24 protein-coding genes and 1 pseudogene are annotated in these 24222 nt (G+C 47.5%); 15 read left to right on the top strand and 10 right to left on the bottom strand.

What is annotated here, in order from left to right:
• Nucleotide 1 precedes the first annotated feature (1 nt).
• From PPG34_RS01260 to PPG34_RS01250, 3 genes and pseudogenes are all read left to right on the top strand, one after another.
• Nucleotides 2–439 (top strand): annotated as a pseudogene (locus tag PPG34_RS01260) (class I SAM-dependent methyltransferase); the annotation flags it as partial.
• Entirely contained in the window at nucleotides 436–1080 is a 645-nt protein-coding gene (locus PPG34_RS01255) for a DsbA family protein (protein WP_313831314.1), read from the top strand. The pseudogene PPG34_RS01260 and the gene PPG34_RS01255, both read left to right, overlap by 4 nt.
• A gap of 110 nt (nucleotides 1081–1190) precedes the next feature.
• Complete coding sequence (locus PPG34_RS01250; RefSeq protein ID WP_313831313.1) at nucleotides 1191–1805, top strand: YceI family protein; 615 nt, start codon at nucleotides 1191–1193, stop codon at nucleotides 1803–1805.
• A gap of 42 nt (nucleotides 1806–1847) precedes the next feature.
• Here the strand turns inward: PPG34_RS01250 and PPG34_RS01245 are convergent, their stop codons facing one another.
• A complete protein-coding gene (locus PPG34_RS01245; protein ID WP_313831312.1) occupies nucleotides 1848–4361 on the bottom strand; it encodes an efflux RND transporter permease subunit in 2514 nt (837 codons plus the stop codon).
• A gap of 227 nt (nucleotides 4362–4588) precedes the next feature.
• Nucleotides 4589–5824, bottom strand: a complete 1236-nt coding sequence (locus PPG34_RS01240) for an NAD(P)/FAD-dependent oxidoreductase (RefSeq protein ID WP_313831311.1) — start codon at nucleotides 5822–5824, stop codon at nucleotides 4589–4591.
• Between the two features lie 82 nt (nucleotides 5825–5906).
• Here PPG34_RS01240 and PPG34_RS18425 point away from each other — a divergent pair, with 82 nt between their 5' ends.
• The 5 genes from PPG34_RS18425 (at nucleotide 5907) to PPG34_RS01220 (ending at nucleotide 9445) form a co-directional block, all read left to right on the top strand.
• The gene (locus PPG34_RS18425) at nucleotides 5907–6047 is read left to right on the top strand and encodes a transposase (RefSeq protein WP_478219262.1); all 141 of its coding nucleotides are present in this window, start codon (nucleotides 5907–5909) and stop codon (nucleotides 6045–6047) included.
• Between the two features lie 51 nt (nucleotides 6048–6098).
• Entirely contained in the window at nucleotides 6099–6662 is a 564-nt protein-coding gene (gene msrA, locus PPG34_RS01235; protein WP_313831310.1) for a peptide-methionine (S)-S-oxide reductase MsrA, read from the top strand.
• A 209-nt stretch (nucleotides 6663–6871) separates the two neighbouring features.
• The gene (locus PPG34_RS01230; protein WP_313831309.1) at nucleotides 6872–8779 is read left to right on the top strand and encodes a carbamoyltransferase family protein; all 1908 of its coding nucleotides are present in this window, start codon (nucleotides 6872–6874) and stop codon (nucleotides 8777–8779) included.
• Between the two features lie 18 nt (nucleotides 8780–8797).
• A complete protein-coding gene (locus PPG34_RS01225) occupies nucleotides 8798–9217 on the top strand; it encodes an SxtJ family membrane protein (RefSeq protein WP_313831308.1) in 420 nt (139 codons plus the stop codon).
• A gap of 75 nt (nucleotides 9218–9292) precedes the next feature.
• Nucleotides 9293–9445 (top strand): DUF5989 family protein, encoded by a 153-nt coding sequence (locus PPG34_RS01220; RefSeq protein WP_313831307.1) that lies wholly within the window; start codon nucleotides 9293–9295, stop codon nucleotides 9443–9445.
• A gap of 159 nt (nucleotides 9446–9604) precedes the next feature.
• Here the strand turns inward: PPG34_RS01220 and PPG34_RS01215 are convergent, their stop codons facing one another.
• The 5 genes from PPG34_RS01215 to PPG34_RS01195 all read right to left on the bottom strand — a co-directional run bounded on the left by PPG34_RS01215 (nucleotide 9605) and on the right by PPG34_RS01195 (nucleotide 14961).
• Nucleotides 9605–10195 (bottom strand): PEP-CTERM sorting domain-containing protein, encoded by a 591-nt coding sequence (locus tag PPG34_RS01215; protein ID WP_313831306.1) that lies wholly within the window; start codon nucleotides 10193–10195, stop codon nucleotides 9605–9607.
• Nucleotides 10196–10833: 638 nt separating this feature from the next.
• On the bottom strand, nucleotides 10834–11436 hold the full coding sequence (locus PPG34_RS01210; protein WP_313831305.1) for a PEP-CTERM sorting domain-containing protein: 603 nt from the start codon (nucleotides 11434–11436) through the stop codon (nucleotides 10834–10836).
• 466 nt (nucleotides 11437–11902) lie between these two features.
• Nucleotides 11903–12505 carry a PEP-CTERM sorting domain-containing protein gene (locus PPG34_RS01205; protein WP_313831304.1) on the bottom strand — a complete coding sequence of 201 codons (603 nt, stop codon included), beginning with the start codon at nucleotides 12503–12505 and terminating at the stop codon, nucleotides 11903–11905.
• 633 nt (nucleotides 12506–13138) lie between these two features.
• The gene (locus PPG34_RS01200; RefSeq protein WP_313831303.1) at nucleotides 13139–13735 is read right to left on the bottom strand and encodes a PEP-CTERM sorting domain-containing protein; all 597 of its coding nucleotides are present in this window, start codon (nucleotides 13733–13735) and stop codon (nucleotides 13139–13141) included.
• Nucleotides 13736–14364: 629 nt separating this feature from the next.
• Nucleotides 14365–14961: a PEP-CTERM sorting domain-containing protein gene (locus PPG34_RS01195; protein ID WP_313831302.1), complete on the bottom strand. Its 597-nt coding sequence runs from the start codon at nucleotides 14959–14961 to the stop codon at nucleotides 14365–14367.
• 486 nt (nucleotides 14962–15447) lie between these two features.
• Between PPG34_RS01195 and PPG34_RS01190 the strand changes: the two genes are divergently transcribed.
• Both PPG34_RS01190 and PPG34_RS01185 read left to right on the top strand, forming a co-directional pair.
• Entirely contained in the window at nucleotides 15448–17103 is a 1656-nt protein-coding gene (locus PPG34_RS01190; protein WP_313831301.1) for a DUF342 domain-containing protein, read from the top strand.
• Nucleotides 17104–17125: 22 nt separating this feature from the next.
• A complete protein-coding gene (locus PPG34_RS01185; RefSeq protein ID WP_313831300.1) occupies nucleotides 17126–17515 on the top strand; it encodes a CBS domain-containing protein in 390 nt (129 codons plus the stop codon).
• Nucleotides 17516–17574: 59 nt separating this feature from the next.
• Here the strand turns inward: PPG34_RS01185 and PPG34_RS01180 are convergent, their stop codons facing one another.
• Together PPG34_RS01180 and PPG34_RS01175 are read right to left on the bottom strand one after the other, a co-directional pair.
• The gene (locus PPG34_RS01180; protein ID WP_313831299.1) at nucleotides 17575–18012 is read right to left on the bottom strand and encodes a hypothetical protein; all 438 of its coding nucleotides are present in this window, start codon (nucleotides 18010–18012) and stop codon (nucleotides 17575–17577) included.
• Between the two features lie 133 nt (nucleotides 18013–18145).
• Nucleotides 18146–19198, bottom strand: coding sequence for an AI-2E family transporter (locus PPG34_RS01175; protein WP_420888075.1), 1053 nt, complete (start codon nucleotides 19196–19198; stop codon nucleotides 18146–18148).
• Nucleotides 19199–19496: 298 nt separating this feature from the next.
• Here PPG34_RS01175 and PPG34_RS01170 point away from each other — a divergent pair, with 298 nt between their 5' ends.
• Nucleotides 19497–20228, top strand: coding sequence for a hypothetical protein (locus PPG34_RS01170; RefSeq protein WP_313831297.1), 732 nt, complete (start codon nucleotides 19497–19499; stop codon nucleotides 20226–20228).
• Between the two features lie 25 nt (nucleotides 20229–20253).
• On the opposite strand, the gene ttcA is transcribed toward PPG34_RS01170, so the two are convergent.
• The gene (gene ttcA / locus PPG34_RS01165; RefSeq protein WP_313831296.1) at nucleotides 20254–21129 is read right to left on the bottom strand and encodes a tRNA 2-thiocytidine(32) synthetase TtcA; all 876 of its coding nucleotides are present in this window, start codon (nucleotides 21127–21129) and stop codon (nucleotides 20254–20256) included.
• Nucleotides 21130–21298: 169 nt separating this feature from the next.
• Here ttcA and PPG34_RS01160 point away from each other — a divergent pair, with 169 nt between their 5' ends.
• The 4 genes from PPG34_RS01160 to PPG34_RS01145 all read left to right on the top strand — a co-directional run bounded on the left by PPG34_RS01160 (nucleotide 21299) and on the right by PPG34_RS01145 (nucleotide 24092).
• Nucleotides 21299–21490: a YgaP family membrane protein gene (locus PPG34_RS01160; protein WP_313831295.1), complete on the top strand. Its 192-nt coding sequence runs from the start codon at nucleotides 21299–21301 to the stop codon at nucleotides 21488–21490.
• A gap of 63 nt (nucleotides 21491–21553) precedes the next feature.
• Nucleotides 21554–22000: a hypothetical protein gene (locus PPG34_RS01155; RefSeq protein WP_313831294.1), complete on the top strand. Its 447-nt coding sequence runs from the start codon at nucleotides 21554–21556 to the stop codon at nucleotides 21998–22000.
• A 15-nt stretch (nucleotides 22001–22015) separates the two neighbouring features.
• Entirely contained in the window at nucleotides 22016–22693 is a 678-nt protein-coding gene (locus PPG34_RS01150) for a response regulator transcription factor (protein ID WP_313831293.1), read from the top strand.
• Nucleotides 22686–24092, top strand: coding sequence for a heavy metal sensor histidine kinase (locus PPG34_RS01145; protein WP_313831292.1), 1407 nt, complete (start codon nucleotides 22686–22688; stop codon nucleotides 24090–24092). Before PPG34_RS01150 ends, PPG34_RS01145 begins: the two co-directional genes overlap by 8 nt.
• Nucleotides 24093–24222: the final 130 nt, after the last annotated feature.

Raw genomic sequence — 24222 nt, 5'->3', positions numbered from 1 at the left:
TGAGGTCACGGCCGTTGATTGGCCTAATGTATTGACCGTAGCACGAGAAACCGCCAAGGCCGCCGCGATTGAAAGCCGCTATCATACTATTCCTGGAAGCGCCTTCGACGTGGATTATGGCAAAGGCTACGACATTGTGCTTCTCACAAACTTTCTACATCACTTCGATGTTCCTACTTGTGAATCTCTTCTCCGCAAGGTCCATCGAGCCCTGGCCACCAATGGACGCGTTATCACGTTAGAGTTTGTTCCGAATGAGGACCGCATTTCTCCAGCCTCTGCCGATTTTGCCTTGGTCATGCTTGCTACCACTCCAGCTGGCGATGCCTATACGTTCAAAGAGTTGGATGAGATGTTTAGAAACACCGGCTTTGGCCATAGCGAGATTCATGCCGTGCCCAATTCGAAAGAACACGTGCTCATCACCAACAAGTCTTGAACACCCTCCATGACGCCACCGCAACAAAAATCCTTCTCTATATCGCCGACCCCATGTGCTCCTGGTGTTGGGGATTTTCTTCGGTGATGGAAACCGTTCGACAGCAATACCAAGACCAGATGCCTATTGAATTGCTTGTTGGTGGCTTACGACCCGGTAATACAGAACGATTTGATGAACATCGGCGCGACTATGTTCTGGCCCACTGGCGGGCTGTCCACCAACGAACAAAACAGCTTTTTAATTTCGAGTTTCAGATGGACCCCGACTTTACTTACGATACCGAACCTGCCTCACGGGCCGTCGTCGTGGTACGGACCTTGAACCCCACAAAGGTCTTCCCATATTTCCGAGCCATTCAACACGCCTTTTATGTAGAGAAACATGATGTGACGAAAGAAGGCGTGCTCAAAAATTTAGCCGAGACTCATGGAATAGCACCTAGCCTCTTCAGTGAATCTTTTCATAATTCGGAAATGAGACGGAAGGTCTGGCAAGAGTTTGATAGATGCCGTCAACTCGGAATTAGCGGTTTTCCGTCGCTGTTGGCCATGGACGAAGACACCCCGACCGTCCTTGCTCATGGGTACCTCCCAAAGGAGGAACTCATTCCCAATATTGATGAATGGTTGAAAAAATGAGAAGGTGTCTAATTTTTTTTGGATACACGTTAATACTCAAGAACACAGCCATTCGCGAAACAACACCAGTCATCCAATTTTCCGACCTAAATCTTCACGGAGGTTTTACCATGAAACGCTTCAATCTTTTTACGCCATTCGTCATTGCGATGGCTTTACTCTTTGTCGCCCCGGCGACACAAGCACTTGCTGAAATGGCCAAATGGAATCTGGACAAAGACCATACGACCATTGGCTTTTGGGTAAAGCATATGGTGGTTTCCAAAACCAAGGGGAAGTTTTTGGACTATTCTGGCGTGGTGGAAATGGATGCGGAGGCCCAACAATTTAAAACCATTCAAGCTACGATCCAAACAAATTCCGTGTTTACAGATCATGAGAAGCGCGATGGGCACTTGAAAAGCCCGGACTTTTTCGACACCAACACCTTCCCCACCATGACCTATACCCTGAAGAGCTATAAAAAAACCGGCGACACCTACACGGCGCTCGGGGATCTCACGATTCGTGGCATTACCAAGGAGATCACGCTGGTCGGAACATTCAATGGTGTGGCGAAAGATCCCTGGGGCAACACACGGGCAGGGTTTTCCGGTGAAGGAACGATCAATCGTCAGGATTTCGGGATGAAATTCAGCAAGCTGCTCGACAACGGCGGCCTTATGGTCGGCGATGAGGTGCACATTACGTTGGAAGTCGAGGTCATAAAGCAGAAGGGAGAATAAGTGATCGCTGGGCTTGGGCTTTTCAGGAATGAGAATTCTAGATTAGGTCCGAACCATTTCCGGTGAAACTTCTGCGCCCAAGGGTTTAAAGACCATGAGCAGGGCCGCAAGAAGGGTAAGGTTGCTCAGAAGGGCAATCATCATGGCAAAGCCGGTCAGCAAACCAAAGTAGATGGTGGGAATAAAACTGGAAAACGCCAGAATACTAAATCCAACGGTGATGGTAAGCGCAGTATAGTAAATGGCTCGACCGATACTCCCATGACAGGCCAGTATCGTTTCTCGATAATTTCCATGTTTTCCGAATTCCACTTGGAATCGATGAATGTAATGGATGGCATGATCGACGGCGATACCGACGGTTATCGCGGCAATCGTAATGGTCATGATATCAAGGGGAATGCCCACCCATCCCATCAAACCCAGGACAGAACAGGCAGCCAACATGTTCGGTAATATCGCCAAAATTGAAAGGGCCACGCTACGAAAAAGAACCACAAACATCAAGAGAATACTGACAAACACCACACCCAGGGTAAGAATCTGAGATTTAAATAAACTTTGAAGCAAGTTGTTGTAGAGCACCGCCATCCCTGTAGAATGCACCGCTTGCGCCTCAAGCTTCACATCATTTACCAAGTAGGCGCGAATGCCGTCGATTAATTCCTTTCGCTTAAGTTCAGGAGTCGATTCGATAAGCCTCATCGTAATCCGAACCTGATTCCCATCTTCCCGAAGATATGGATCAATCAACGCTTCCTTGACTTTTTCCGGAACATATTTCCGCAAAAGGGCCAACTCATAATCTTCCGGCATTCGGCCGTCATTGAGTTGCTTAAACACTTTCATACCTGTAGCGATGGACAAGACTTTTCCCACCTCAGGAAGGCTATCCAAATAATCATGGATTTTCTCGATCAGGTTAAGCCTATCTCCGTTAAACCAATAGGTCACTTCTTCCGTTGATCCCTCATCGCCAAAGGGATCCTCAAATGGATCGGCCTGGTCCGCGGGTATTTCCTCAGAGAACAGGAACTCCTTATCGGCATCGAGAATAAATTCGAGTGGAATGGTTCCCCCTAATTTAGTATCAATCAATTCCATGCCCTGATAAATTTCTGTGGTACTTTTGAAATGATCGATAAACCGGTTTTCTACCTTGAGCATCGTGATCCCAATCCCTCCGATGATGGCCACAATTACCGACACCAGGGAGATCGCAGTGGTATTGCGCAATGTGAAATTTGCCACTGACATCGTAAAAGACCGCGTGGCATCGGGACGTACGATGCTCTTTTCCGGACGAAGCAATACCATGACCGCAGGGACATAGATAAAGTTCAGAATGAAAGCGAAGGTAATCCCAATGGTCATCATCCACCCAAAATCTATTACCGGCCGGATACCGCTGACGATCAGGGAGCAAAAGGCCACGATCGTGGTAATGGCCGTATAAAAACAGGGTTTGAACATATCTCTCATCGTCTCGAACACCAACACCTTCTGATCACTGGACGGGTGTTCTTCATCGATAATGCGGTACCGCACAATCAGATGAATGGTTAGAGACATGGTGATGATCAGGAGGAGTGAAATAAAATTTGACGAAATCACGGTTACACGCCAATCCATGAAACCCAGGAATCCGACCATTACACTTACGGACAACAAACAACACGACAGCGGCAACAATACCCAGCGCACCTTTCGAAAAAAATATGTTAAAGCCGCTATCAGAAAGGCAATCACTCCCACGCCGAATACGGCAATATCGTTCTGAATAAAACTGATCATGTCGGAAGTAATCATCCGCACGCCACCCAGAAAGAGGGCGGCGCTCTGTCGGTGCTTTTCCAAAATCCCTCTAATGATCCGGATATCCTCCCTCCCCGCCTCCACAAAGTGCGCATGGTAGGCATTAAACTCTTGAATCGCCGACTCAAGCGCACCTGATTCTTCCGCTGAGAGCTCGCCTGCCGCAGCTTGTTCACGCAACTGATTTCGTCGCTTGAGTAAGGAGGAATATTTCAGATCTTCTTTAAAAATGACCTGAATCGCCGTGGTCTTTCCATCGAGGCTCACGAGATTATTCTGGTAAATGGGACTCTCTAAAAATTCTTTACGGGCAAGGGCAACATCCACTCCTGGCGATTCTAACGTTCTTACGCCCCCCTCATCCGTCAATTCAGCGATGGTCACTTTTGGACTGTTCACCAAGGGCACGTCTAAAATTGAGAGAACCGTTTTCACCTTGTCCAATTTGGCAAGATCATCTCGCAATGCCTTCAAGCCTGCCAGAGATTCCGGCGAAAACAGGTCACCAGGCGGTGTGTAGGTAATAATCAAAAAGTCATCAGACCCATAGACTTCACGACTGGCACGGTAATATTTCAAATCCTGATCGTTTTCCAGGACAATCGACTCCGCTGACGCATCAAGTTTGAGGTTTTGGCCTTGCACGGCAAAAAACCCGACGAGGAGGAAAAGAATGCCTATGGAAATGATAGGCCTATCAATGACGACACTTTTGTAGACCCGGAGAAGCCGTGACTCCATTGTCTTCCATCACCCCTTAAAATCTGATCAAAATGGGAAGGGCCGCATCATCTCTAGAGCCAAGCGTAAAGTCAATAACTTCGCGAGGTGAATAACGACAGATGTCCGAAGATAGAACCATGAATGAAAAGGCGAGTGAACAATTAAGCAACTTTTATGGTTGGGAATTCAATGGAAAGGCAGGAGAGGTCCTGAGGAAATACTGGATATTAGGATCGATTTTCCGGTTAGGGCATTTCCATTTCGGCGGCAGCTCGCCCAAAGGGATTAATCTTGTGCATCGCACGCGCCCACAACGTTTGATAGGTTTCACGTCCTTGAAGTAATTGACAATACCGATGCAATACTTGTTGATAAGGAACTGGAAACGTTCGCCCTAACCATCGATGCCATGATCGTGGCAGTCCATAGACCACTCGATTCAACTTCGAGGCAATACGAAACTCCTCTGCAAATTCCCGAAGAATGGCATGCTCGTAATCTTCAAGCGTACCTTGCTCCCCTTGCAAAAATTTCACGATGCTGGCACCGGCCAATTGCCCGGACCGCACGGCATACAAAATGCCCTCCCCTAACAAGGGATCAACCAAATGCCCAGCATCTCCTACAAGGACAGCTCGATCGTGCACTAGACCCCCATTCCATTTATTCCCCTTCACTCCAGGATGCCGATTATACACGGGGATCGGGTGGCCTACGGGTGCAGGAATCGTCAACCCAGCAAGTGAAGGTTCCTCTTCAGAAAATTGTTGAAAACTCCGTTTGGGTCGACTATCGCCTCTCACGAACTCTCCAACACCGATGGAAAGACCATCGCGTTTTGGAAATATCCATCCATAGCCCTTTTTGGCTGCATTGAGACTGATCACCGCTAACTTCAACCCTGGGTTTTGGGAGAGCAACGGCTCCCGGATTTCAGACACGCCAAAAATTTCGCTTTCTAAAGCCGGAATGTTTCGTAGGCCGCGACCGGCAAATAATTGCTGAGCCACCACACTCATGGCTCCATCCGCCCCCACGACCACTCGCCCCAAATAACGCCCTTTGGTGGTAGTCACCTCGACACCATCGGAAAGTGGCTGCAAAGTTTTGACCGCTTCGGCCTCATGCACCTCTGTCCCACTCCGTTGCGCACGAGTCATCAGCCATTTATCAAATCGCGACCGCATGACCATAAAGGCAAATGGTTCAGGCGATTCAACAAAGTAGGACTCTTCGGGACTATAGCTAAATTGCAAACGATGCACCGACTCTTCAACAACGTCTTTAAATTCGGGAGGCAAGATATGATCAATTCGAGCGGACAATGCCCCACCACAGACCTTATATCGTGGATGGGTTTGCTTCTCTAAGCCCAACACCGACAGGCCAGCCTGGCTTAATTCATGGGCAGTCGAGGCTCCAGCCGGCCCCATACCTACCACAATGACGTCATACCAGGATGGACTGGAGCGGTCACTCACAATAATGGGTTTCCTTTTTTTATTGCAGAAAATGGGAATGCAAATCACAGGCTCCGTGGATCAATGGTCCCCACTGTAACCTATTTGTCCCTCCGCCACCATAAGAAAATTTTTCAAATTCCGACAACCACCATCTTATAACCCATCTAGATACATGAAGATCTATTGCCTTCAGAAATGGAAATCCTTAAACAGTGACAGAGATTTGGGTGAAATGATATAAGGTAGTACCCATTTTTCTGATATCAGAACTTGAATATTGGAAGGAGCAGAAATGACCGATTCTCCCTCATCCCCACCGTCCGGAAAAGAAATAGCCACACTCGGAGCCGGATGTTTTTGGTGCATAGAGGCCGCGTTTGACATGTTGAAGGGTGTGGAGTCTGTAGAGTCTGGCTATATGGGCGGGAAACACCCCAATCCATCATATGAAGCTGTCTGCACCGGAGTCACAGGACATGCGGAAGTGGTACAGGTCACCTTCGATCCTTCCATCATTTCATTTCGAGATATTCTCCAAGTATTTTTTTCGCTTCACGATCCGACCACATTGAATCGTCAGGGTAACGACGTCGGGACTCAATATCGATCTGTTGTTTTCTATCATTCACCGGAACAAGAAAAAACGGCGAAAGCGGTAATCTCATCCCTCACTGCCGACAACCTGTTTGATGCGCCCATAGTCACGGAAGTCTCTCCCGCACAACCCTTCTACATGGGAGAGGATTATCACCAGGAATATTTTGTGCGGAATCCCATGCAGCCCTATTGCTCGTACCTCATTGGCCCAAAAATCGCCAAATTCCGGAAACAATTTGAATCCAAATTAAAAACTTAATTCCTTGCCAGTGTTCAGCTCACCAGCCATCCTTCTGAAGAAATGTAATGACTTTTGTAGAAAAGTTACCCAAAATACGTATTTAGTGGTTTTCATGAATTGTTCATAATGCCTGAGGTTACGAAAATAATATTTGTTTGGATTAAGGCACTTAGGAGGTGCTCGCTAGAGGGCCAAATCCTTTCACAAGAACAATTCCGACTTATTCCATGAACTCAATACACTCTCAGCTAGATTCAACCAAAAAAGCCCAAGCGAACACCAAAAGCGATATTTGGATCCTAGGCATCTCTGGCTTTTATCACGATAGCGCCGCCTGTTTGATTAAAAACGGACACATCATTGCCGCGGCCCAAGAAGAACGATTTTCCCGCAAAAAACATGATGCCCGTTTCCCCATTCACGCCATCACGTATTGCCTCAAAGAAGGAAAAATTACCCTAAGCGATCTCGAGACCATCGCATTTTATGAAAAACCGTTTTTAAAATTTGAACGACTTCTTGAAACCTATCTCTCATATGCACCCAAGGGCCTGATATCTTTTTGGCAAGCTATGCCGGTATGGCTCAAAGAAAAACTATTCCTCAAAAACCGACTCACGAAGCAATTTGAGAACTTGGAATCCTTAAAAGGCCCAGGACCAATTCCACCCTTGTCATTTCCTGAACACCATGAGTCGCATGCCGCCTCTGCCTTTTATCCCTCTCCCTACGAACAAGCGGCCATTCTCTGTATGGATGGCGTCGGTGAATGGGCCACTACCTCTGTGTGGACGGGCAACAAGAATTCCATCACGCCACAATGGGAAATCCCGTTCCCGCATTCTCTCGGCCTCTTATACTCTGCATTCACCTATTACACAGGATTTAGGGTCAACTCCGGCGAATATAAGGTCATGGGACTCGCCCCTTATGGCCAACCAACCTATACAAAATTGATTAAGGACCATCTCATCGACATCAAACCTGATGGTACCTTCCGGCTCAACATGGAATACTTCAACTTCTGCACCGGATTAACCATGACGAATTCAAAGTTTGACGACCTCTTTGGTGGTCCCCCTCGCACACCTGAGTCCACGCTCACGCAACGTGAAATGGACCTAGCACGATCCGTTCAGGAGGTCACCGAAGAAGTCATGCTCCAACTTGGCCGAACCGTTCATCGCGAAACTGGTATGGACTATCTATGCATGGCCGGCGGAGTGGCCTTGAACTGCGTCGGCAATGGGCGTCTCCTGCGGGAAGGCCCCTTCAAAGGAATTTGGATTCAACCCGCCGCCGGAGATGCGGGCGGGGCCGTGGGCGCAGCCTTACAAGTCTATCATCACATGCTTGACCATCCACGCACCTGTCATCCATCAAAAGATGCGATGCAAGGCTCCTATCTTGGGCCGGCGTGCTCAAACGAAGACATCGAACAATACCTGAACACCGTTGATGCAGTTTACACCCGATATTCCGACAGCGAGTTTTTCGACGTCGTCGCAAAAGCCCTGGCCGAAGGCAAAATAATCGGATGGTTTCAAGGACGCATGGAATTTGGCCCTCGGGCCCTTGGTGGACGCAGTATTTTGGGTGATCCCCGAAATCCCAAAATGCAATCCAACATGAATCTTAAGATTAAGTATCGGGAATCCTTCCGCCCATTTGCCCCAGCGGTCCTGCGAGAACGCGTCACTGACTATTTTGAACTCGACTCAGACAGCCCCTACATGCTCATCGTGGCCCCTGTCGTTAAACATCGACGCATCCCCCAGGGTCCAAACCCTGACAACCTTTGGGGAATCGACCTCCTAAATCAGGCACGATCCGACATCCCGGCAGTTACGCATTTGGATTATTCTGCGCGGGTCCAAACCGTTCACGAGGAAACCAACCCGCGTTACTATCGGCTCCTCCAAAACTTTGAAAAACAAACAGGATGTCCCGTTCTCGTCAATACCTCGTTCAACGTGAGAGGAGAACCCATCGTCTGCTCCCCGGAGGATGCCTTCCGCTGCTTTATGCGAACGGAAATGGACCTCCTGGTCCTAGAAAATTGCGTGCTGTTTAAATCAGACCAAAAACCCTGGGAAGAAGAAACCGACTGGAAGGAAGAATTCGCTTTAGATTGATCATCGGCAATTACGGATATGGCAACCCAAACACTCTCTCATGATCCACCCGAAGTTCAACCCAAACAGCTTCGTTCATTTGGCTTTCTGGTCGGTGGCATATTCACACTCATTGCTCTCTGGCCACTGATCATTCGGCAAGAACCGATTCGCATGTGGGCCATTGCTCTCGGCTGCCTATTAATTTTGGCTGGGGGGATCGTCCCCATTGTGTTACGACCACTTTTTGTGGGCTGGATGAAAGTCGGCCATGCACTCGGGTTCATCAACACGCGTATCATTTTGAGCATTGGATACTTTTTGGTCTTTACCCCTATTGGCCTTTTTCGGCGAATGATGGGGAAAGATTCGCTTCAACGAAAACTTAAACCCGATCAAACCACGTATCGATCCCCGCGCCAAACAAGGCAGGGGGAGCATATGAAAAAACAATATTAAACTAAGAAGAACCCCTCGGACCCATTGCAGAGATGACCAAACACAGGGTCCGTCACTATATTTAGAGGAAACATCATGCTCGACTTCGCGAAAGAACTTTGGGAATTTTTAAGAGAACGGAAAAAATTTTGGCTCCTCCCCATCATCACCTTCTTGGTGCTTCTTGGGAGCTTAATTGTATTTACCGAAGGATCAGCAGTCGCACCATTTATCTACACATTGTTCTAGGGTAGGAAGAGGCAAAAAATCCGAATTAAAAAAAATTCCTTCCGATCTTCACTCCGTCATCCCTGAAATTTGTCATCGGGAATCTATTTTTATTTAGAATACAAAAAAACACCAGGCCAGAACAGCCTGGTGTTTTTTCAACATATCAAACTTCAGAGATTAGGCGTGGGCTTGTTTCTTGCGCCAGGCTACTACCCCCGCTAAGCCGGTGCCCAAGAGCAACAGCGTGCTGGGTTCCGGAACCGGGGCCACATCCACCGTTTCATATTGAATACGCACGGAGGCAAAGTCGCCTGATCCAAAATCGTGAATATTGAGAGGATAATCAAAGAGGAAATTCAATGTACCATCGGCCAATTCCGGGTTCAGCAAGGCCATTGAAATGGTCGCCGTCCCCGTAATCAACGTATATAAACCGCCGACATCCCCAACTGGACCGTCAATAATGTCATTGCCATCATTGTTGTCCAGCCATCGACCACCAGAAAGCCCATCCACAGATAAATCGATGAATTCAGAAGAGTGATCAAAATCCCCTCGGACCGTCACCGTCACCAACGCATCGGTCGTCGCCACGGTGGGCAACCCAACCATCGTCAGGGTTAAAGACCCTCCGGGGATATTGGGATCAATTTCCGCGTCCCCCGCACTCACGGTCACATCCACTGGTAATGCATAGCTGGGGGTAGACACCATTAACATTCCAACCAACGCTAACATGCTCATTCCTGTTCGAAGTAAAGTTTTCATAGCACCCTCCTTTTGTGATTTGTGGCTTAGTCCTGTCTAAGAACTCATGGCGTTACCCATAACCTTAGCAAGTCACGGGCCAATACCATTTTCAAATACGGCCATCCCATAAGCCATTGTATTTACAATAGTTTCCGTCAATCCGTCGCCAGTAAAACACTCGAGACCCAAAGGACTATTGTTAAAGTATTCGACGGGCGAAATCAGACAACAACTAGAAATGATCGGAAAACTCAAATAACAAACAGGAGAGGAAAGAAATGGGCTCATTCAGAGGGTGGCTAATTTTCCGACAGGTCGGCGAAACAACATTTATAACAGTTGAATTCATAGATAAATACAATTCAATGAAAAACCTAGATGATCGAAATAGAGGTTGGAATCTTCTTCAATTAATAACATTTCAGGTAGGGCAGCAAAGGCATATCAGGACCCATCTTTCAGGGATTCCGTATTCATAACCTCCCGACTATCTTACTAATTGGGCTGGTTGTAAATCCTCACTGAATAGCTAACGTATAAAGTCCATGGGCCACTTATTTTTCTAACAGTAAGTAATCTATATTCCCAAAGAAGAAAAAAAAACGCCAGGCTGTTGAGGCCCGGCGTTTTGTAAGGAAGGATTCAAACTTCAGAGATTAGGCTTGGACTTGTTTCTTGCGCCAAGCCACCACACCCGCTAAGCCGGTGCCTAAGAGCAACAGCGTGCTGGGTTCTGGAACCGGAGCAACATCAACCGTATCATATTGAATGCGAACAGAGGCAAAGTCGCCTGCCAGTAAATTGTGAACATTATTGCTATATGTAAAGAGGAACTCCAAGGTGCCATCCGCCAACTCCGGATTCAACAGAGCCGTCGAAATAATCGCCGTTCCGACGAGATTGGATCCATATTGGTTGCCGACATCCCCAGTTGGGCCAACAATGCTGTCATCACCATCATTGTTGTTCAGCCAACGTCCGCCCGAAATTCCATCAACGGATAAATCAATCCATTCTGCACTGCTATTGAAATCTCCGAATACCGTCACGGTCACTGTCGCATCGCTTGTCGCCACCGTGGGCAATCCCAACATTGTAAGGGTTAGAGTTCCCGCGGCTCCACCATTGACAAGCGGATCAATTTCCGCATCACCCGCACTCACGGTAACATCCACTGGTAATGCATAGCTGGGGGCGGTCACCATTAACATTCCCGCCAACGCTAACATGCTCATTCCTGTTCGAAGTAAAGTTTTCATAGCACCCTCCTTTGTAAAGTCACGAATTATTATGTTTGACGTTTTCGTTTCGGTAACTATAATTTCAGCAAGTCCCAGGCCAAGCCAAAATTTTCGGCATTGATTCTACCCAAACCCCTGTATTCATGATGGTTTCTTGGAAAATGCTTGAGGACGTCACATTCGAAGGGCGTAAGGCTCTCGTAAAATTATCCGACGGCCGAAATTCGACAATCACCAGGAAAAATCAAAAAATTCCAAAGACAAATACTGGAGGGTAGCAACGAGCTCAATCAGGGAGAGGAAAATTTTCCGACAGTATTTGAGAGCTTTTTAGTGACTTTACAAGCCGACACCCGACACCACCAATTTCAAATACAAATAATTAAACTGAATGAAATCGCCTGAAATAAAAAAAAGTGCCCGGCCTCTGTTGAGAGCCAGGCACTTTTGAAGAATCCTTTCTTCAGACTTCAAACTTCAGAACTTAGGCTTGGGCTTTTTTCATGCGCCAGGCCACCATTCCTACTAAACCCGTGCCCAACAACAACATCGTGCTGGGTTCCGGCACAGGGCTCGACGCGGGATCAGCATCATAGACGATTTGCACTTGGGCCAAATCACCAGGTCCACCGGCGAAAACATCGCTACTATAATCAAAGACAAACTCTAACGTGTGATCATCCAAAATGCCGCTATTCATGGTAGCCATGCCAATGGTTGCCGTCCCAACAATGTTACCAAAATACGAATTCCCCTTATCATCGATTGGGCCGATGACAAAAGGGTTGTCCAAAGGTTCATTGTTCAACCACCGACCACCGGAGATTCCATCCACGGACAGATCGATATATTCGGTCGGGAGCAAATAACCTCCGAATACCGTGATGGTCACCAACGCATCGCCGAGTGCCACGGAAGGTAAACCGTGCAACGTCAAGGTGAGGGTTCCCCCAGGGCGAATCGGATCAATCTCCGCATCCCCCGCACTGACGGTCGCATCCACTAATAAGGCATGGCTAGGACTGGCCACCATTAACATCCCTGCTAATGCCAACAAACTCATTCCTGAACGAAGTAGTGATTTCATATTAACCTCCTATGGAAAATTGTTAATGTTAATGCATTGTGACTGCTTGTTCCCATTGTCATACCTTTGACATCAGCAATTTTCAGGCCACTTTCAATTTTCCAAAGAGAAATCATGGATTCGTCAGTATTCATGAGTGGTTTCGACGATGCGAACGAAAACCCCAAACAACCGTCGAAATTTTTTACAGTAAACTTTTCCGACAACTTGAATAAGATATCTGCCACCAAGCCAACGCAATTTCATCAAAGAAAATGTACGAGAGAACAATGCGCCATTTCGAAGCTTGTCAATAATTCCGACAAGTCGGCCAGACCCAAACGACTGGACTTCCGGCGATAACCCAATTACCAGATAACTCTGAGGGGGTTTTGTGAAGTGTGGTTTGTACTTCAAGGGAGGCACTTGAATATTCGACAAGGCAATAGGGAACTTTGCCTTGCTGGCTTTGAGGGAAGTAGCCCCTGAAAGGTGTTGGACTGTTACGCTGCATAAAAAATCCCAAGGATTTTCGCAGGCCACTCCTTCCGACCATTCATGGAGGTTGAACTAGATAATTCCATCCAAAATTAAAAAGCGCCCGGCCACTAGGCCGGGCGCTCTAAAACCTTCCTTTCTTTTTCTACAGAGGAATTAGGCTTTGGCTTTCTTCATACGCCAGGCCACCATTCCTACTAAACCCGTACCTAACAACAACATCGTGCTGGGTTCCGGCACAGGATTCGACGCGGGATCCGCAGTATATTGGATTCGAACTTGGGCCAAATCTCCAGGTCCACCCGCATAAACATCGCTACTATAATCAAAGACAAATTCAAGCATGTTATCGGCGATAAGACCATTCAGAGTAGTTTTGCCAATGGTCACCGTCCCGACAATATCACTAAAATACGAATTCCCCACATCCCCAACAGGGCCGGTCAACAGATCATCCGCAGTGTTATTGTTCAACCACCGACCACCGGGGAGTCCATCGAGTGATAAATCGATATATTCGTCCGGGGATAGATAGCCTCCAAATACCGTGACTGTCACCAATGCATCGGTGAGTGCCAGGGAAGGCAAACCATTGAACTTCAAGGTGATGGTGCCCCCGGGGCGAATGGGATCAATCTCCGCATCCCCCGCACTGACGGTCGCATCCACTAATAAGGCATGGCTGGGACTGGCCACCATTAACATCCCCGCTAACGCCAACAAACTCATTCCTGAACGTAAAACTGATTTCATAATACTCTCCTTTTGATTATTGTGAATAATAGATTGAAACAGATTGTTGCCATTGTCATACCTTTGACAGTAGCAATTGCCAGGCCATTTTCAAATTTCGAGAGAGAAATGGAGAAAACATCAGTATTCATGCGTGATTTCGACAAGGCAGGCGAAAACCACAAACAACTGACAAAATGTTTCCTGTAAAATTTTCCGACTGACCGGACCAGAGAATTTCCACCAAACTAAAATAATTTCACCAAATGAAATGTACGAGAGAACAATGCACTATTTCCGAGCCTGTCAAATTTTCCGACAGATCGGCTAGATACAAACGACTGCACTTTCGGCGATAACCGGATTACCAGATAAATCTGAGGGGATTTGTGAAGTGTGGCTTGTACTTCAAGGGAGGCACTTGAATGTTAAATCCCGAGAATAGGGAATTTTGGCTTGCTGACTTTGAGGGAGGTAGCCCCTGAAACGTGCTGGTCTGACACGCTGCATAAAAATCCAAAGGAATTTCGCAGGCCATACCTTCCGACCAATCATGGAGGTTGAACTAGAAATTGCCTTCTAAAAAAAAGTGCCCGGCCATCTACAGAGGCCGGGCACTTCAAAAGAATCCTTTCTTCAGACTTCAGAATTTAGGCTTGGGCTTTCTTCATACGCCAGGCCACCATTCCTACTAAACCCGTACCTAACAACAACATCGTGCTGGGTTCCGGCACAGGATTCGACGCGGGATCCGCAGTATATTGGATTCGAACTTGGGCCAAATCTCCAGGTCCACCCGCATAAACATCGCTACTATAATCAAAGACAAATTCAAGCATGTTATCGGCGATAAGACCATTCAGAGTAGTTTTGCCAATGGTCACCGTCCCGACAATATCACTAAAATACGAATTCCCCACATCCCCAACAGGGCCGGTCAACAGATCATCCGCAGTGTTATTGTTCAACCACCGACCACCGGGGAGTCCATCGAGTGATAAATCGATATATTCGTCCGGGGATAGATAGCCTCCAAATACCGTGACTGTCACCAATGCATCGGTGAGTGCCAGGGAAGGCAAACCATTGAACTTCAAGGTGATGGTGCCCCCGGGGCGAATGGGATCAATCTCCGCATCCCCCGCACTGACGGTCGCATCCACTAATAAGGCATGGCTGGGACTGGCCACCATTAACATCCCCGCTAACGCCAACAAACTCATTCCTGAACGCAAAACTGATTTCATAACACTCTCCTTTTAATTATTGTGAATTGAATTGTGACTGATTGTTATCATCGTCATACCTTTGACAGTAGCAATTGCCAGGCCAAAATTGTTTTTTTTCAGAAAAGTGAATGAATCTATAGTATTCATGAGGGTTTGCATAAATTTAACAAAACACTCAAAAACGACAAAAAAAATATTTTATGTAAAAGTTTCCGACATTAAACTTAAGACAATATCCATGAACATGACCCAATCTCACTCAACAAAAATAATTGGAGACCAACCACCAGTATTCCAATATGTCAAAATTCCCGACGACTGTAGACGGATGGTTTATTCTATCTTCACTTCCCAAATTACTTGATTGATTTCCGTAAGATAAAGAAAGCCTTAGGCGTTCCCCAAAAACCTTTTCCCCATTAACGCCCCTCTACAAAATACCGAATAATTAAGAGAAACGGGTCTCAAAGCCAACGCAAAATGCGCAATTTTTGAAATAATTCAATGCGACTAACCATCGGATTCAATGAACAGGATCGAACGCTGTATGCCGAGCTTACGACAAATGAGGAATCCGAAGAGATTTCCATGCACGCCGTGAAACAGAAGGTGGAAGAGGCGGGATACCGCAACCTCAATTTTCCTGCCAACGCGATCGCGGAACTCCTTGCAAATGCCCAGCAGGGAAAAGAAAGTACGGTGGCCTTGAAAACCCTGATCGATGCAACAGCGTCCGTGACTCTCGCCAATGACAAGCAACGAGCCTTTCTCACCCTCACGACTGCCGATGGGGGGACGCTAATCACTTTGGATAACATTTTCCATGCCATTGCCACCGCCGGAGTATCCACGGATTTGGTAGATCGAGAGGCCGTGAACACATGTCTTGAACAACAATCGGTCAAAGACGTATGTATCGCTCAAGGTCGACTCCCCCAAAAAGGGAAGGATGCGGAGTTTATCTCCCTGGTAGATTCCGAAATGGTTACGCCTCCCACTGTGGATGAACATGGTGTGGCGGATATGATGCACACGCATCAATTCGTCATCGTGGAGGTGGGAACACCACTCATGCGACGTGTCCCCGCAACTCAAGGCGAACCGGGGACCGATGTGACTGGATCTGAAATAAAACCGACACCAGGGAATGACATGGGATTTTCCATGAACCTAACCGGAGCCATCATTTCCCCAGAGGACCCGAACCTTCTGATCGCCCAAGTCAAAGGCCATCCTTTGGTAGAAAAACAGGGGGTCCATGTTGACCCGACGCTTCATTTGGACAGCGTAGATGTCAACACCGGAGATATTTCCTTTGACGGCTCATTGGAGGTCAAGGGTGAAGTTGTTGCTGGCTTATCGATTGACGTCACGGGGGATGTCATTATTCAAGGAGGCGTGGACCGGGCCATGATCAAAGCCGGCCACAACATCAAAATCGGTGGTGGGATTTTTGGTGAAGAAGAAACTAAAGGCATCACAGAAACACCTATTGAATATTGTTTGAAAGCTGGGGCGGATATTGAGGCCAAGTTTGTGAATTTGGCTACCCTCCAAGCAGAGAACAATATTGTCATCAAGGAATATCTGAATCACAGTTATGTCAAAGCCGGCAATCAATTGCTTCTCGGCCAAGAAGGGGGAAAAGGCATCGTGTTTGGCGGACATTGCGAAGCCTTACATCGAATTACCGCCAATCAAATCGGTAATGAAGGGTATATACCCACATACGTAACCGCCGGGCACCTCAGTGAGGTATATAAGGTGTATCACAACCTCGAAAACGAATTTGCCGCTCGTACTCATGAAGCAGAGCAATTAGCCGCCGTTCACGCCAAAATACAACAAGGCGACCCCATTCTCCTCGGAAAGATTCCCTTGGATAAATCCCAAAAAATTCAGAACACCATTCTGGCCATCCAAGAAAAGATGGCCAGAACCCAAAACCTGCTCACCGCCTTAGAACCGGAAATCGAACTTCAAAAAAAGGCAACCATTGAAGTGACCAAAACCATCTACCCCAACACCATCATGACAATCAATGGAACCGCCAAACTGTTTTCAGAAAAAACTGAGGGATCCACATGGATTCAACTAGGGAGCGCACTGATGCAACCGGGGAAGGACCACCAACCCGCAACTCCGGAAAAAAGGGAATAGCGCTATGCATGTGGAATCGATTATGACGGAGCCTGTCCACTGTGTTGGACCAGAGGTCACCTTAGCTGAACTACGCGGAATTTTTAAACGGGTTCGGTATCACCACATACTCGTAGCCCAGGACAACCAACTTTTGGGCGTCATTTCGGATCGAGATGTCTTACGCATGTCGAGCCCCTTTCTAGATACCACCGATGCGACGGCCCACGATCAATCTCTACTTGACAACCATGCGCAAACTATAATGTCCACCACATTAATCACCGCCAAAAAAGATACCCTCATTGACGCCGCTGCTATTTTATTACTCGAACATAATATTTCGTGCTTACCCGTGGTTTCCACTAATGGAGACATCGAAGGCATTCTGACTTGGAAAGACATGCTGAAATATTATGTCTATGTGCGGTAACACAGTACTCTGAGGTCCGGGGAAGTAACCATTGGGGATGAAACGAAATCCCGCTGGGATTAATCTGAAAGAAACCATCGAGTCAACATATCCTCGATTCCGCCCCACATATCGGGTTTCAGGGTGATCTGATGCTCATGCAACAGCACCTGGGCCTGCGAGGGACATCCAGGGAAACTCTTTTTTCTCGAACCCATTTTATGTAAAAGATACATCCCGTCTTCTCTGGCCTCCGCACTCTCCAAAACAAGCAACTGTTCACGCGCTTCCAACAGGCAAAATCCTTGATACCCAAGGATTTCGAATTGATTCATGTTGGCAAAATTTGCACGATGTTGGCCGGTGGAGAACACCACATTGTCCTTTTTAATCGGGCCTTGGGGACCAATGGAATAAATAAGAGGTGGGATGATCAAGACCGTCAGAATCGCCAACCCAATGGGGATCAAGGGATTCCGTCTGGGATCTTTTGTACTGGACTGCACAGAGTCAGCCATGAACATTACTGTACAATACAGAAATTATTCCTGCACCCCATCCCTCATTAGAAAATAAATACCACCGGGCATTATCCGAAAATGTCATGACAAGGAGAAACCGACCATTTCTTGAAAGTTTCTACCAGTTTGGTTACAGAGTTTTGGGTTCGGGCGGAGAGTCAACGGCAAGGACGGCTTCTTTTACCGCCGCATCGGAAGCCAATAACAGAGCAATCCATCGCGTGTCTTCCCTGCTTTCCAAAGCAATTTTTACGACCATCGTTAAGGGAACGGAAAGGATCATGCCGACTGGTCCCCAGACCCATCCCCAGAATACTAATGATAAAAACACCGTGAGAGTCGATAACCCAAGTCGTTGCCCCATGAGTTTGGGTTCGATCACATTGCCAAAGACAATATTCACGACTACATACCCTGCCGCCACAAGGAGCGCTCGGCCAATCCCAAATTGAATAAATCCCAATAGCACTGCGGGAGCACCTGCAAGGATAGACCCCAAATTGGGGATATAATTGAGTAAAAAGGCCAAGAGTCCCCAGAGTACAGGGAAATCCACACCCAGAACCGCTACCCAAATCCCAACCACGAGGCCGGTTCCGATACTCACAGCCGTTTTGATCGCTAATAAATGTTGCACATCATGGGCAAACTGACCAAAGGCTCCTGATGAACGATCATTCCCTTCCCAAATTAATTGGACTTTTTTTCGAAATGCGGACGACTCCATTAACATGAAGATCACAGTCATTAGAATCAAAAAGGAGTTCGTAAAAATCCCCCCTAACCCTGAAAGCATATTGGCCCCGAGCTCCATGGCTGCACCAGGATTGACATGATCCAAGAGGTCGGGGGTCGAAATCGCCAAACCTTGATTTTGGAGCCATCCAAAAAAGGCTGCGAGCTCTTGCTCAAGGCGAACTTGATAACGAGGAAGCGCCAAGGAGAAATCATCCACCGAGGTACCGATCATGGCCACCATGGCGACTCCCAGACCCGACACTCCAAGCATCACCAACAACAGAGCCACACCCGAAGGCACTCGTTTGCTCTCTAGCCACATCATTGGTCCCGCACAAATAATGGAAATAAACATCGACAACAACAGTGGGACGAGAATGGCATGACCTGCCTTCATGCCTGCCACCAAAATAATCAACCATCCAGCCGTGGCCAAAAATGACATCCCTGATGACGGTGACGACGGAGTACTCATGACAGTGAGGGGAATTTGGAAAGCAACAGACGGTAAACGTTCATTAATAGAATATAAACAGAACTCAGTATCCTGTCATAAAATCATGAACTCGTCTACCAAGGAAATGGGGCAGCGCCCAATGCAGAACCCACACCAGACAATGAAGAAAAAATGGGTTGGTCTTTCGCTTCCCTATTCTAAGAGGATCTTTCATGGGAAAAAGGTTGAATGTTCCTATCGTGTTCGATAGCATGCCTTTCCCATTTTTGAATTACTTAATCTCCCTATGAACGTCTTTCTTAGTTTTTTCAATCTTCGTCGTCAGATAACTACGGCTGGGCTTCTTTTTCTCATATTTATGACAGGATGCAGTACGACTCACGAACAATTTTTATCAGATCATTGGGTGTCTCAGACGGCACGGTCGCACTTCATTTCGACCAATTCCTCATCGTCCCGCTTACAAATCATCATTACCTATGACGGTCTCCTTTCCAGCCATTCAGCACTTCGACTCGAATCGGATCAAGAACATGTGACATTTTGGGATCCGGCGGGAGCCTATGGACTCGTCGGGCACCTGATTGATTCGAACGGGCATAGCATCAAACCCTATGGCCAACGCGTCAGAGACATTGTCGTCACACACATTCCCGACATTCCCTCCTATCTGAAATTCAGATGGTACGTCGGCGACTCATCAGTAGAAATTTTTGAATGGGATTTGTCCGCAAAGCAAACCGAGTCACTCCGGGAAGTGCTACAGAAGGAAACCGATGAAACTCATCCCCAGGGAGAATTCCACACAGAGACAGCGCCTGCCTTTTGTTCAATTGCGATCTCCGACTTTCTCAAACGCTTTGCGCCGCCACCTATTCAATTGACGGATACCTATTTTTTTCCCCACAACCTTGGAGAGGCGTTACTGAACCAATTTCCAACGCGTGTCCGAATATTTTTTCCAGGGCAAGAAGAAATAGTGTTCGTCGCTCCCCAATCTCAAATCGTTGGTCCCTGAGCCTCCCGTTATTGAGCCACCCAGATCAGACAGCTTCTTCCCCAAATTGAAGATTTTCCTGTGTCCCTGGGACAACAGATTGCATCTGTACAAAATCAAATAAGGTGGAATCCATTAAGCGATGAGGTTTCACACGGCCCATCGAAGAAAGGATATTTTCGACACAACCAGGAAACTGCTGATCGAGGTGTTGAATCAATCGTTTCATGTCCTGTCGTTTGAGATTATCTTGCGATCCGCACAAATTGCAGGGAATGATGGGGAAGGTCTTTAACTCGGCATAACTGGCTAAGTCAGCCTCATCGACATAGGCTAAAGGACGAATCACCACATGCCGCCCATCATCAGACAACAACTTAGGAGGCATGCTGGCAAACCGCCCCTTGAGAAACATATTGAGAAATAAGGTTTCGACCAGATCATTTCGATGATGGCCTAAAGCGATCTTTGTCACGCCAAGCTGATCAGCCAATCGATAAAGCACCCCACGCCGAAGCCTTGAACACAAAGAGCACATCGTCTTGCCTTCAGGGATCAACTCCTTCACCACTGAATAGGTATCTTGTTCCTCGATATGAAATTCCACTCCGAGTGCTGCCAAGTATTTAGGTAATACCTCACCTGGAAAACCAGGTTGCTTTTGATCTAAATTAACAGCGATCAGATCAAAACGAATTGGCGCTTTTTTCTGGAGCGCGAGCAAAATATCCAACAACCCATAACTATCCTTGCCTCCGGACACACAGACCATTATCCGATCGCCTTCATCAACCATACTGAAATCGGCAATGGCTTGCCCCACAAGTCGGCACAGGCGGGTATGAATGGATTTCAGGGGTCCTTTATTCTTCAGGTTCCCGAAAGTCCTTATTCTGGGAACAACTAAATCACTATTCCTCATCCCAACGCCTCACATAAGCAGGTCAAATATGGACACATTGATTCTGACGCGACAATACCATATTTTATGAGAGAAACCGATGGTCTCAAGGACAAATCCCGACCAGGGATATTCATGTCGAAGGAAGTCACGCTAGGAATTCTTAACCACTGTAGGAGGAGGTGCAAAAATGAATACCAAGCGACGAATTCATGACAGTATTGCTGGCGGTTTGATTACCCTTGGTGTGGCCCTGGGTTTTTATGTAGACCCCACGTGGCTTCTCTTGCCTGGCATTCTTGGAGTCACCTTACTGCAAAGTGGAGTTACTGGTTTTTGTCCCGTCTATTTTATTCTTGATCGAACCTGCCCTAATGATTAAAACTCTATAGGGAAGCGCACGAGCAAATCTCGCACCGGGCCAAGGTCGGAGGAGCCTGGCCCCTTGGCCACATTCATGAATCACCGTTCACCCACAAAATCACAACCGATCTATCTTGTCTTGGCCCTTTTGATCATAGGGGTCTCAGGATATTGGATATGGACGACTCAATTCGCCCCCATCACCTGTGACCCACAAGCCGCACACCTTGAATTACGCCTTCTTTCAGATAAAGGTATCCGGAATACTGGCCATGGCTCCAGCCTGACAAATTTGTTGTGGATATATGTGGGTCCTAAATGGCATGCCCTCCCTTTGGAGGAAAAACAGGCCATTGATAAAACCGTCAGCTGCGCGGCCACCACCATTGATGAACACGGACACCCAACATGGCAAGCGGCATATTATGACTATCAATCCGGAAAGATGGCAGCTCTCACCAGCAAACGTTATGGCTTCCGACTAAAGGCGGATGAATCATCGAATGCTCCGGGGTGGACAATTCCATGATATAATCGAAACACCATGCGAATATTAATTGTCGAAGATGAACCCAAAGTGGCCTCCTTTATTCGCCGGGCTTTGGAGGAAGAAAGTTATGCCGTGGATGTCTGCCCTGATGGTGTCCAGGGCCGAGACCTCGCCTGTGAAGTCAATTACGACTTGATCATTCTCGATCTCATGCTCCCCAATCTTCCAGGATTGGAAGTTTTAAAAGGCATTCGAGCGCAAAAAGTCAAAACACCCATTCTCATTTTGACGGCTCGATCTGAGATAGACCAACGCGTGAAAGGCTTAGACGCCGGAGCCGACGACTATCTCACAAAACCATTTGCCATTGAGGAATTGTTGGCCCGTGCCAGAGCCTTGCTTCGCCGCGCCAGCGGTGTAACGTCCGGCATCCTCCAAATCGACGATCTCATCCTGAATCCCATCACCCATGAAGTCACCCGCGACGGCCAACGCATCGAGCTCACGTCCAAAGAATATGCCCTCTTGGAATACATGATGCGTAATGCCGGAAGAGTCCTCACCCGCCCCATGATCTCAGAACATGTCTGGGATTTGGATTTTGACACCTTCACCAATGTAATTGACGTCTACATCAGTTACCTCCGAAACAAAATCGACAAGGGCCGAAAGCACCACCTCATTCATACCGTACGAGGCAGCGGGTATACCATTAAGGCTGCTGATGCGTAACACCTCCATCCGCGTACGCTTGACGATTTGGTATGGAGGCGGACTCGCCTTGATCATGATTCTTTTCGCCAGCGCCCTCTATCTTGTCATGTCACGGGCCTTGCAAGATCAAATCGACGTATCCTTAGAAGACGCAGCCGTGGCTGCCGCTCGCTCATTGGAAGAACATCGTTTCGGCCCGTTCCTTTTACTCGATGACCTGGCGCAAGCCTTTCCGGAGCTGGCTCTCCTCGACAAGTTTTTCCAGATCTTCGGACCGCAGGGGCAAATCACTCTGCAATCCGCCAACATTAAAACCCAAGACATTCCGTTAAGTGAACAGGCCAAGAGATCGGCACTGAAAAGCCAAGCCACGTATGAATCCGTCCGGGTTCATAATGAAATTCCCATTCGTCTCCTTTCGTATCCGATTAACCATGGCGACACACTTGTCAATATTCTGCGTGTGGGAACCTCGCTTCGACCCGTAGAAGAGATGTTGGACCGTTTGGTGTTTGTGTTGCTAATCGGATCGCCGCTTGCGGTCTTGGTCTCCGTATTAGGTGGGTGGTTTTTAGCTGGACGCGCTCTTCGTCCGGTGGATACCATTACCCACACGGCTCAACGGATCGCTGCCGGAGACCTGACCCAACGCCTTCAAACAACTTCAACCGATGAGATTGGCCGACTCGCCTCAACGTTTAACGATATGATTGCCCGCCTTGAAGCATCAATTCGACAGATCCGTCAGTTCAGTGCCGACGCATCCCATGAATTACGCACGCCATTAACCATCATTAAAGGTGAAACCGAACTCGCATTGAGAAAAGACCGGCAATCGGAAGTTTACCGGGAGGTCTTGGAAAGTAATCTAGAAGAAATTGATCGCATGAGTCGTATTGTAGATGAATTGCTCTTCCTATCCCGTGCTGATTTGGGAGAAATCAAGATCGCCAAAGACCCTGTCCAGCTCGATCAATTAGTCCAAGAGATTCATCACCAAGCCATGGTTCTTGGAAAAGAGAGAGACATAAACCCGGTCTTGGGTCATCTTGAACCCACCACAATTGTGGGAGATGAATTACGTCTTCGCGAACTGCTATTAAATATTGTGGATAACGCCATCAAGTATTCACAGGAAAAAGGCACTATAGAAATTAGCCTGGAACATGCCAACGGTATGGCCAACATTTCTGTGAAAGACCATGGGATTGGAATCAGTCCCGAAGAACAAACGGTAATTTTCAATCGATTTTTCCGATCAGATACGGCTCGTGCCCATGCTCAGAAAGGCACAGGCCTAGGCTTAGCCATTTGCAAATGGATTGCCGAAACACACCAAGGAAACATTCGCGTCGAAAGCAGCCCAGGTAAGGGCTCCCGTTTCATCATTTCTCTCCCACTGCACGGCCAAGTCTAGATCAAATCATTCTCCCCTTCTTCTATTCCCTTCTCCCCCGCGGTGGGTGGGGCGAAATCGGTCCGGCCCCGCAAAGGCAACGACGGTTTTGGACACCTTTGCCGAAATCTTAGTGCCTCGCCTCCCCCCG

It is taken from the genome of Candidatus Nitronereus thalassa (assembly GCF_032191465.1).
GTDB lineage: Bacteria > Nitrospirota > Nitrospiria > Nitrospirales > UBA8639 > Nitronereus > Nitronereus thalassa.
Note: the sequence above shows the minus strand (reverse complement) of the source record. Positions and strands in the feature narration are given on the sequence as shown.

Bases quoted from the DNA above. Each gene is read 5' to 3' on its own strand.
- PPG34_RS01250 (WP_313831313.1), top strand. From the start codon at position 1,191: ATGAAACGCTTCAATCTTTTTACGCCATTCGTCATTGCGATGGCTTTA.
- PPG34_RS01245 (WP_313831312.1), bottom strand. From the start codon at position 4,361: ATGGAGTCACGGCTTCTCCGGGTCTACAAAAGTGTCGTCATTGATAGG.
- msrA (WP_313831310.1), top strand. From the start codon at position 6,099: ATGACCGATTCTCCCTCATCCCCACCGTCCGGAAAAGAAATAGCCACA.
- PPG34_RS01230 (WP_313831309.1), top strand. From the start codon at position 6,872: ATGAACTCAATACACTCTCAGCTAGATTCAACCAAAAAAGCCCAAGCG.
- PPG34_RS01225 (WP_313831308.1), top strand. From the start codon at position 8,798: ATGGCAACCCAAACACTCTCTCATGATCCACCCGAAGTTCAACCCAAA.
- PPG34_RS01220 (WP_313831307.1), top strand. From the start codon at position 9,293: ATGCTCGACTTCGCGAAAGAACTTTGGGAATTTTTAAGAGAACGGAAA.
- PPG34_RS01215 (WP_313831306.1), bottom strand. From the start codon at position 10,195: ATGAAAACTTTACTTCGAACAGGAATGAGCATGTTAGCGTTGGTTGGA.
- PPG34_RS01210 (WP_313831305.1), bottom strand. From the start codon at position 11,436: ATGAAAACTTTACTTCGAACAGGAATGAGCATGTTAGCGTTGGCGGGA.
- PPG34_RS01205 (WP_313831304.1), bottom strand. From the start codon at position 12,505: ATGAAATCACTACTTCGTTCAGGAATGAGTTTGTTGGCATTAGCAGGG.
- PPG34_RS01200 (WP_313831303.1), bottom strand. From the start codon at position 13,735: ATGAAATCAGTTTTACGTTCAGGAATGAGTTTGTTGGCGTTAGCGGGG.
- PPG34_RS01195 (WP_313831302.1), bottom strand. From the start codon at position 14,961: ATGAAATCAGTTTTGCGTTCAGGAATGAGTTTGTTGGCGTTAGCGGGG.
- PPG34_RS01190 (WP_313831301.1), top strand. From the start codon at position 15,448: ATGCGACTAACCATCGGATTCAATGAACAGGATCGAACGCTGTATGCC.
- PPG34_RS01185 (WP_313831300.1), top strand. From the start codon at position 17,126: ATGACGGAGCCTGTCCACTGTGTTGGACCAGAGGTCACCTTAGCTGAA.
- PPG34_RS01180 (WP_313831299.1), bottom strand. From the start codon at position 18,012: ATGGCTGACTCTGTGCAGTCCAGTACAAAAGATCCCAGACGGAATCCC.
- PPG34_RS01175 (WP_420888075.1), bottom strand. From the start codon at position 19,198: ATGTCATTTTTGGCCACGGCTGGATGGTTGATTATTTTGGTGGCAGGC.
- PPG34_RS01170 (WP_313831297.1), top strand. From the start codon at position 19,497: ATGAACGTCTTTCTTAGTTTTTTCAATCTTCGTCGTCAGATAACTACG.
- ttcA (WP_313831296.1), bottom strand. From the start codon at position 21,129: ATGAGGAATAGTGATTTAGTTGTTCCCAGAATAAGGACTTTCGGGAAC.
- PPG34_RS01160 (WP_313831295.1), top strand. From the start codon at position 21,299: ATGAATACCAAGCGACGAATTCATGACAGTATTGCTGGCGGTTTGATT.
- PPG34_RS01150 (WP_313831293.1), top strand. From the start codon at position 22,016: ATGCGAATATTAATTGTCGAAGATGAACCCAAAGTGGCCTCCTTTATT.
- PPG34_RS01145 (WP_313831292.1), top strand. From the start codon at position 22,686: ATGCGTAACACCTCCATCCGCGTACGCTTGACGATTTGGTATGGAGGC.